Origin of the sequence: Pseudoalteromonas sp. SR45-6, from assembly GCF_014163545.1 — a bacterium.
GTDB classification, from domain to species: Bacteria; Pseudomonadota; Gammaproteobacteria; order Enterobacterales; family Alteromonadaceae; genus Pseudoalteromonas; species Pseudoalteromonas rhizosphaerae.
On the sequence record NZ_JACJDM010000039.1, the window covers coordinates 38,671 to 47,821 of the forward strand.

7 protein-coding genes are annotated in these 9,151 nt (G+C 41.7%); all 7 read right to left on the reverse strand.

The genetic code is table 11. The features are described from left to right. Positions 1-71: 71 nt before the first annotated feature. The gene (locus H5158_RS15805) at positions 72-2,405 is read right to left on the reverse strand and encodes a fatty acid cis/trans isomerase (RefSeq protein ID WP_182740404.1); all 2,334 of its coding nucleotides are present in this window, start codon (positions 2,403-2,405) and stop codon (positions 72-74) included. Positions 2,406-2,409: 4 nt separating this feature from the next. Continuing rightward, on the reverse strand, positions 2,410-2,772 hold the full coding sequence (locus H5158_RS15810; protein ID WP_145238340.1) for a hypothetical protein: 363 nt from the start codon (positions 2,770-2,772) through the stop codon (positions 2,410-2,412). A 127-nt stretch (positions 2,773-2,899) separates the two neighbouring features. Next, a complete protein-coding gene (locus tag H5158_RS15815) occupies positions 2,900-3,565 on the reverse strand; it encodes an SDR family oxidoreductase (protein WP_182740405.1) in 666 nt (221 codons plus the stop codon). A gap of 103 nt (positions 3,566-3,668) precedes the next feature. Then, the gene (locus H5158_RS15820) at positions 3,669-4,475 is read right to left on the reverse strand and encodes a VOC family protein (RefSeq protein WP_182740406.1); all 807 of its coding nucleotides are present in this window, start codon (positions 4,473-4,475) and stop codon (positions 3,669-3,671) included. Between the two features lie 273 nt (positions 4,476-4,748). Continuing rightward, on the reverse strand, positions 4,749-5,459 hold the full coding sequence (locus H5158_RS15825) for a hypothetical protein (RefSeq protein ID WP_182740407.1): 711 nt from the start codon (positions 5,457-5,459) through the stop codon (positions 4,749-4,751). 120 nt (positions 5,460-5,579) lie between these two features. Then, positions 5,580-7,370 carry an alkaline phosphatase gene (locus tag H5158_RS15830; protein WP_182740408.1) on the reverse strand — a complete coding sequence of 597 codons (1,791 nt, stop codon included), beginning with the start codon at positions 7,368-7,370 and terminating at the stop codon, positions 5,580-5,582. 11 nt (positions 7,371-7,381) lie between these two features. Then, positions 7,382-8,971, reverse strand: a complete 1,590-nt coding sequence (locus tag H5158_RS15835; RefSeq protein ID WP_145238328.1) for an alkaline phosphatase — start codon at positions 8,969-8,971, stop codon at positions 7,382-7,384. Between the last annotated feature and the right edge of the window lie 180 nt (positions 8,972-9,151).

A 9,151-nucleotide genomic window follows, 5' to 3' on the forward strand; every position in this document is an offset into this window, starting at 1 on the left:
CTTTACGCAATGATATTATTAAAAAAATAAACCCCGCTTAAATGCGGGGTTTATCAGTTTTGGTTTAATAATTACCGATTTTCTAAACGATTATAATCAAACAAACCGTATTCAACACCACCGTATTGTTTGGCAACTTTGTGCAAAATATCACTGTATTGCCAAAATTGCGGATGTGTTCGGCGAATTGCAAACTGACTCTTTAATGCTCTGTAATCGGCTTCTATTTGCATCAATGGTAGTTGCTCGGCAAATGATGCAAGTTGTTGTGGATTATTCAAATACCAAATTGTTTCAGGGTAATCACCAATGAAACCAGGCACAATGGTGACGGTATCTTCTGCATAAGCGCGCTGCCCTTCCTCGTTCAATAAACTAGAAATATTATAATGGGCATTGTGATGGATCATGGTATACGCTTGATGCTCTGCAGCACCGTCTTTCACTAATATAAACGAGATTTGCGGCAGTAAATTAATTGCTTTTGCAGGCATATTATTTAACTGCTGTAACGGCTCTGGTACTTGTGTGTAATCAAAGCGCGGACTTAACACCGGTTTTAGCGTTTGTTTAATTAAGCCATATAACTCGTGTTGTTGATCCTGTGTTTTGTAGTCAATCCCTGTTGGCTGACTAAACTCATCACCACTTTCAAAGAAATTAGTTAAACTCGGTGGTGCTTTACGATACCAGTTTGCTTTTAACTCTTTACGCTGAGGCTTAGGTAACAGTGCTAAAAAGTTTTGCTCGCCTTCTAGACGCAAAAAATCCATGTATAAACGAGTGATCAACTGATGGCCAACATTACCGTAGACATCAAACCCGGCAACTAATAAATAATGTATCCGCTCAAACAGTGCGTAATCTAATACCCACATGGTTTTTGGCTCTTGGCCAATAAAACCTTTAACCACAGTCGCACTATCAAAATGGCGGAAAATAGTCAGAGCAGCATTATCATTCACCTCGTCACCACGCCATAATAGGTCGGTGGTTAGATTTTCACCATTTTTGAACATGCTATTTGCCAACGTTGCCTTGGCTTTAAGGTAAGTATTCTGACGTTTGGCATATTTGACCCAGCTAGAAATAGGTAAAGCGTTGCTTTCTTCAGCCGCTGGCAATGCCAAGGCATCTTCATGTTGTAGCAGCATTTCACCCACTTCTGGCGTTGCCGCTTTAGCTGGATCAGCAAATGCCACCCAAAAATGATCATTAATAACATTTAACGCTATTTGACCACGACAAACAGGCCCTTTAATAAAGCCCATAATGATTAATTCAGCTTCATCTAACATAAATTGATATTTAGATTTAACCGGCATGGCGGCAAACACTTTAAATGGGTTGGATGCTATTTCTGGCAAGTAACTTGGCATGCTGTCAACGTGATAATCTGGCGCAATAAACTGGCTGTACAAGCGCGCTAATTTACTGTCATTCAGTGCCAGTGGTAAATGCGTTTTTGCCAAAATAGTCGAACGATCATGCATTAAGCGATAATACACCCGCTCCACTTTAGGGTCATCGTAAGGGCGGCGGGTATTTATTAACTCAATGTCCTGCCCTGGTGGGGTACTCGAACGCACCAATTTAAAAAAGCTTTTTTCATCATCTTGAACAAAATAAATATGTGCTAAATACCAATGTTCAAACACATAACGTGCTGTTAATTGATACTTTAAATCGTCTTGATTTAAAAAGCTCTCCCAGCGTTGTGCTTGAGCTAAAGCAGCTTTGCTTGGCGGTTTAATATGCGCCATTTTACCGCCCTCTTTAAGCCACTTTTCAAGGTGCTTAAATTCAGTACGCGAAATACCAGGTAATCCATATGGCATCCCGGAATGAGGTTGGCTGTTGGCAAGGCTGTCAAATTCTCCTATAGTGGCGCAGCTTTGCGAGCGATCTAAAGAAAAATCAAACTCATCACCTAAGATCTCATCATTTGGTAGCGGTGAGCTCATTTTTAACACTAAACTGTTGTACAACACGCTACCGGCAAGATTTGCTTGCTCTGTTTGCGCTCGTTCATTCAATACTGGGGTAAAGTCTTTATCACGCCACTGGCTAGTATTCGTTGCATCAAAAAGTAAGCGGCTGGGAGTCGATGCTAATAAACGAGTACCATTGTAAACACGTTCCTTACTTAGGCCGCGGTCAATTCCTTCTGGAGATGAAAGTTTCAGTTGGCATGGTGCATCATAGCAGCCATGACAAACCACACAACGACTCTCGAGCACAGGTTGTACATGCTGTAAAAACTCAGCACCGCTACCTGAGTTATGTTCAACCATACGCTGCTGTGTTTGCTCTGGCCCGAATAGCTCATTGTAATGAGCGGCACCTAAATAAGCGCAGCCACTGAGCACAACAATTAGTGCACTCAGCAAAAAAGACTTTCTCATCGAATTATTCGTCCTCATCGCCCAAGTCAAACGTCGGCATCATATCCATTTGTGGGGACACAAATGTTTGCTCTGATTGGGTATCGAGTACTGCGCTCAATAATGGTCCACGCGTTAAAGTTAGCTGTGCTTGATGTGCATTGCTTGCTAAGTCTGCAAACGCCGGGTTATGGGCTTCTACAATATAATCTGAAATAGTAATAGCAATGCTGCTATCCGGTGCTGGATTTTGACAAAGCTGGGTCAGTAAGTCGTCATCTAAAAGTACGCTTATTGAGAGATCAGGGGTCGATAAATCTCGCTCATTTAAGGTCTCATCAAAAAGAAATAACGGAAGTGTTAAACTACTATCTTGCTCTAATTCCATGTGCTGCTCTCAAATACTAAAATCGTTAATATGACAGTATTATAGCAAAAATTAATTAAATTTAGCTAAACTGACTGCTGATTTACAGCCTGTTTAGCTATTAAAGATAACCTACATTAAATATTATTTACCAAGGTAGGGTTTCACCATTTGAATGCCAAAAACCACCACTATTGCTTAGGTTTAGTTCATCAATACGTTGTGCTAAAAGCTCTGCAGATAATTCAGGCGAAATGTCTCCGGCATAATTAACCATTTGTGTTTGCACAAAGCCCGGATGAAATAAACCAACCGCAATTTTTTTGCTTTTTAGCTCATGAGCTAAACTGACTGATGCCGCGTTAAGTGCAGCCTTTGACATACGATAACCAATATAACCACCTGAGTCATTATCAGCAATCGACCCTAAGCGACTGCTGATCATGGCAACTTTAGCGTCAATACCTAAGCAGTGTATTAACGCATGGGTAACTCGAATTGGTGCTACAGCATTGATGGCTATCTGTTGATTAATGGTATCAAAATCCATCTCTGCCATACTTTCATTATGGAAAATACCGGCATTGTTAATAAGCAGATCTATCTTATGCCCATGTAACTGGTTTTCAAGTGTTTCGATATCTGCTGCATTGGCAACATCAATATTACTTATCACAGTTACATCTAACGCTTTAAGTTCGGCACTAGGGCTTCGTACCACTGCAGTTACCTGATATCCCTTTGCTAAATATTGCTGACATAAATTAAGACCGATGCCACGATTTGCGCCTGTAATTACCACATGCTTTGTCATACTTTTACTCCCATTCTATATACACTCTATAACTGAGAGCTTGGGGCAAACAAAAATAAAAAAAGCACCTAAGTGCTTTTTTAGTTAATTAAATTAAGCATAACTAGTTACATTTCACATCATTCATAGCGGAGGTCATAATTGAAAACACTGCGCCTTGTGGATCGGTGATCACACTAAAGCGGCCCACCTCGGGAATATCGGTTGGTGCCACACACACTTCACCGCCAAGTTGCTGAGCCGTTGCGACATAGTTATCACAATCATCGACAGCAAAATAAATCATCCAGTGAGCAGGAATTTCTGCAGGCCATTCATCGGTCATCTCAATCATCCCTGCAACGGGTTGGTCAGCAACAGTGAATAATGTGTAGCTCATTCCTTGCATAGGTTTTTCAACGCTCTGCCAACCCAATAACTGGCAATAAAACTCACGGCTTGCAGCACTGTTGCGGGTTGCCAGTTCATGCCAATAGGGAGTATTAAGTTCACCTAAACGTTTGCAACCTTTATGTTGATTACCTTGCCATAAGGCAAATAATGCACCACCAGGCTCATTTAGCAACACCATGCGACCCGCGTCCATTACATCATGAGGACCGGCGATAATATCAGCACCTAATTGTTTGGCTTTTTCAGCTACTTCATCAATATTATCTACTGCAATATAGGCTAACCAATGACTTGATGTCGCTGCGTTTTTTTGTTCGTTCAGCATTTGATACATGGCAGCAATATCATCACCTTGCTTTTGTAACATAGTGTAATAAAGACCATCACCAATGGGTTGATCATCAGCCCCCCAAGCAAATAACTCAGTGTAAAAAGCTTTGCCGCTTTTCCAGTTAGATGTACATAACTCTGACCAACAGAAAACCCCGTGGGGGTGATTACTTTGTGTGTCACTCACGATTCAATCTCCTTAAATAGTACATCTACTAAAGTTAAAAGAGGAAAGCCATTTTAGCCAATTTTATTTGTATCGTAAGGTGATCTTTATAGCAAAACAAACAACGAATGATTTGAACCCGACCTAAATACAGCTGCGATAGTGTAATATCACTTATTACGGTTAAACGAATCGATACTTTTGCGGGCACTGGCCACATGCTAATTTATAAAGCTGAAATTTGGCCTTTTAACACCCAAATCGAGACTTTAAAAGAGCATTCACCGGCCCTTTTTAGTGGCTGTGCCCACCACCAAGCGCTTTACCATTAGCATCATAAAAGCCAGACGCACCATGCTCGATAAATCCTAAGTTAATCATTTTGGCTAAAAATGGGTCGCCTTCGTTATCACCGATATCCGCATAGTCAGTCGTTTGATAAGCATCCCACAGGGCAAATTGCTGCTGTATCGGAGCTTTTTTAAAGTCCACAGTGCCCAACGTTAATGTTTGAGTAAGTTGCGGTTTACCAATACTCATTGCGCTTACCAGCTTTTGATTTACCAACCATGCAAGCTCAATCGTAGTATCACCTTGCACTAATTGATAATGCTGTATTTTCTCGCAGCCATCACCTTGCTCATCGGTTAAAGTCATCTTGGCAATAAAATCATCACTAACTAATTGATATTTAGTACTCCAATCTTGCTGACCTTGCACCTCTGAAGGTTGATATTCAATACCACGCTGCGGTGTTTGAAAGTAACGAATTGGCCGAATTTGCTGATTACTCAACTGTTGCCACACTTCAACTAATTCAAGGCCTTGCTCTGCAACCTGATGGGGTGTTCGCCATAATGTAAACTGTTGAGATTCAGCCACAGCTTTGCCCGCAACTTGCTTACTAACCTGATAGCTTGCTTGCACATATTGACTGTCCAACGCGCACTGCGTGGCACTGGCCAATGGACTTATTAACGCTAAAGATAGGATAATTTTTTTCACTGGATTCTCTTTTCGATTTAATACCGTGGGTCACTGTAATGTGTTTATTTTGCAGATTAATGACAAAGAGCAACTCAGTTTTGAGTTGCTCTTTAGTAAAGCGTATTACATGACAATTACTTAATTTGTAACTTTAGCATCCGCTTGTTTTACTAAGTCAGCTGCATAATCCATCACGTGAAAAATAAAGCTCTGCTCGTTAGTACCTGTTACTAAATGCGCACCAGGGCCAATTGCATAAACACCAACATCTTCACCAGCATGAGTTTCAGATGACAGCGGCACAAGTGCTTCTTGGTGGAAACCTGGACTTTGCGTATCCACATCGGTTAAATCAACACGGCCGGTTACTGGGGCAAAGTCGTAACCTACTTCAGCATCCGTTTCCTGACCTAAATCTCTAAAGCCGCCACCATTAGCATAACCTACGGTGGTGTATGGCATATTATCGGCAGCAAGTGTTGGCTCGGTTTCACCCACGGCAACCACTTTACCTAAAATTGGATTACCGCGTTTTGGGTAGCCTGCGATAGTAAATACATGGCTGTGATCGGCAGTAACAATAATCAGCGTATCTTCAATGCTGGTTTTATCAAGCGCCACTTGCACCGCTTTTGATAACTCAATGGTATCACTTAAAGCGTTATAGGCATTGCCCGCATGGTGAGCATGGTCAATTCGTCCAGCTTCAACCGTCAAGAAAAAGCCTTTCTCGTTGTTATCCAATACATCCAGTGCTTTTGCTGTCATCTCTGATAACGATGGTTCACCTGCAATATCATTGCCACGGTCAGCTTCGTATTGCATGTGAGATTCATTAAACAAGCCAAAAATTTGTTTAGTGTTAGTCACATCAATCGCATTAAAACCTGCTTGATCCATTACGTATTGACCATTTGGATACTGAGCTTGCCATTCAGCAGTTAAATCACGGCCATCAGTACGATCGCCTTCTACCGAGCTTACTGCATCAGCTGAATTATATGCTGCGTCTTTTGGTAAGAAATGACGACGACCGCCACCCATTACCACTTCAAGACCATCAACATCGATCCCAGCAAAACGCGCTTCTAAGTTCTTTTCAAAGTTAACCAGTTGCGATGCAATATCTTCACAATTAGCCGCTTCCGACTCAGGCATATCTGAAACATCTTCCCAATTGCGGTTTGCCGCTTTTGCATACGTTGCAGCTGGTGTGGCATGGGTAATACGTGCCGTTGAAATAAGTCCCGTTGATTTACCTGCAATTTCCGCAAGCTCTAATGACGTTACTAATTCATGGCCTTTACCTGACAAACAATTACCATTAACCACTGCTTCATCAATACCAATAACACCGACATCAGTTTTTACGCCTGATGCCATTGCTGTCATCGTACCGGCAGAATCAGGTGTTTGTGCATCAACATTATAAGTTTTAGCAAACCCTGAAAACGGTAGTGTTTCAAAGCTTAACTGATGTTCTTCACCCATTTTGCCCTGTAACTGACCCGCTAAAATACGCGCAGCTGTTACTGTTGAAATCCCCATACCGTCGCCAACAAACAAAATGACGTTTTTCGCTTTGCCAGACTCTTTAACAATATTAGCAATATTATCTTGGCTACTAGCTAATTTAGTGTGTGCTTCTTTATACCAAGTATTGGTAGTAAGCGGCGCTAACTGTTGTGGATTCAATGAAGTTTCAGCATCGTTACACACTACAGTGGTTGTAGTTACTTCATCTGCATCCAGCTCACCATTTTGATTGCTGTCGTCACCTGTTAGGGTCTCAATGCCACCATTGATACATTGCTCAGAGCCAACTGCAAGCGTATTTTTAACCGTCATTGACTCAATTTTATCGTCATCATCAGAGCAACCCGCTAACGCAACAACCACAGCAAGAGATATTAAGTTAAGTTTTTTCATTGTAATCACCATTATTCTTCTATTAGTTCGAGCGCTTGACTGATAATGTGGAAAATAACATTTTGCTCCACAACGCCTTGTGCCAACTGTGCCCCAGGGCCCTTAGCATGCAATGAAATATCCTCACCTGCATGAGTTTCCGAGCTAAGTGGGACTGCTGCTTCTTGATGAAAGCCCGGTGTTAAGGTATCAACACCACTTAATTCAACACGCCCAGCAACGGCTGCGGCTAAATATGAAGCGTCTGCATCTGTTTCATCACCTAAATCTCTAAAGCCCAAGCCATTTGCGTAACCGACTGTGGTATAAGGCATACCGTCAGCTGCAAGGGTTGGAGTATCGCGACCTACTGCTACAACTTGACCCAAAATTGGGTTACCGCGTTTTGGATAGCCAGCAATGGTAAATACATGGCTGTGATCCGCAGTGACTAAAATAAGTGTTTCATTCGGATCGGTATTTTCTACTGCTGCTTTTACCGCATTGGCAAATTCAATTGTGTCATTTAATGCGTTGTAAGCATTACCGGCATGGTGGGCGTGATCGATACGACCCGATTCAACCGTTAGGAAAAACCCTTTTTCATTATTCTTTAATATATCAATCGCTTTAGTCGTCATTTGCGTTAATGAAGGCTCACCTGCAATATCATTACTGCGATCCGCTTCATATTGCATATGCGATTCATTAAATAATCCAAATACGCGTTTGGTATCGCCATTTATTGCGTCAAAGCCGGCCTGATCAGTAATGTATTTACCATCGCTATACATTTGCTGCCATTGCGCTGTTAAATCACGTTCATCAGTACGATCACCTTCGACTGCACTCATAGCATCATTAGAGTTAAATGCAGCATCTTTTGGTAAGAAATGACGACGGCCGCCACCCATCACCACTTCTAGACCATCAACATCAACACCCGCAAAGCGCGCTTCAAGATTTTTTTCGAAATTAACTAATTGCGACGCAATATCTTCACAACCTGCAGTGACTGCATCTGCAGGCATGTCGGAAATGTCTTCCCAATTACGATCAGCTGATTTTGCATACGTTGCAGCTGGCGTTGCGTGGGTGATCCGTGCAGTAGAAATAATACCTGTGGCTAGGCCTTTAATTTCTGCAAGCTCTGTAGCTGTAATTAATTCATTACCTGCTACAGTTGCACATTTGCCACGTTCAATGTCTTCGTTAACACCAATAACACCAACATCCGTTTTAACACCTGAGATAATAGCCGTCATGGTGCCTGCTGAATCCGGTGTTTGCGCATCGACGTTATACGTTTTTATTTGTGCCGAATACGGAAATTCTTCAAAGCTCAAAAAGCCCTCTTCTCCTAAAGCGCCTTGTTTTTGGCCTGCAAGGATACGTGCTGCGGTGAGGGTTGATATACCCATGCCATCACCAACAAATAGAATTACGTTCTTTGCTTTAGTGGCTGGTGTTGCATTAGCCATCGTTTCTTTAGAGGTTAATTTAGCCTGTGCAGCGCTATACCAATCACTTTTCATTTGGTTATCAGGTAACACACCTGCATTAGCACCCGCTGACAACGCCAGTGTTAAACCAATTGCAGTCGCAATTTTATTAATTTTCATTTTTAAGTTCCATTGATACGATTTGGTCAAGAATGTCTGTAGTAATGAGAGCATAATATTAGGTAGGTTTTGTTACTTAAAAAGTGACTTTATGTTACATAAAAATTAAAAGTTACATTGTTTTTATTTGTTATATCATAACGTTATGATGGGTAAGCGGTAAGCGGTAAGCGGTAAGCG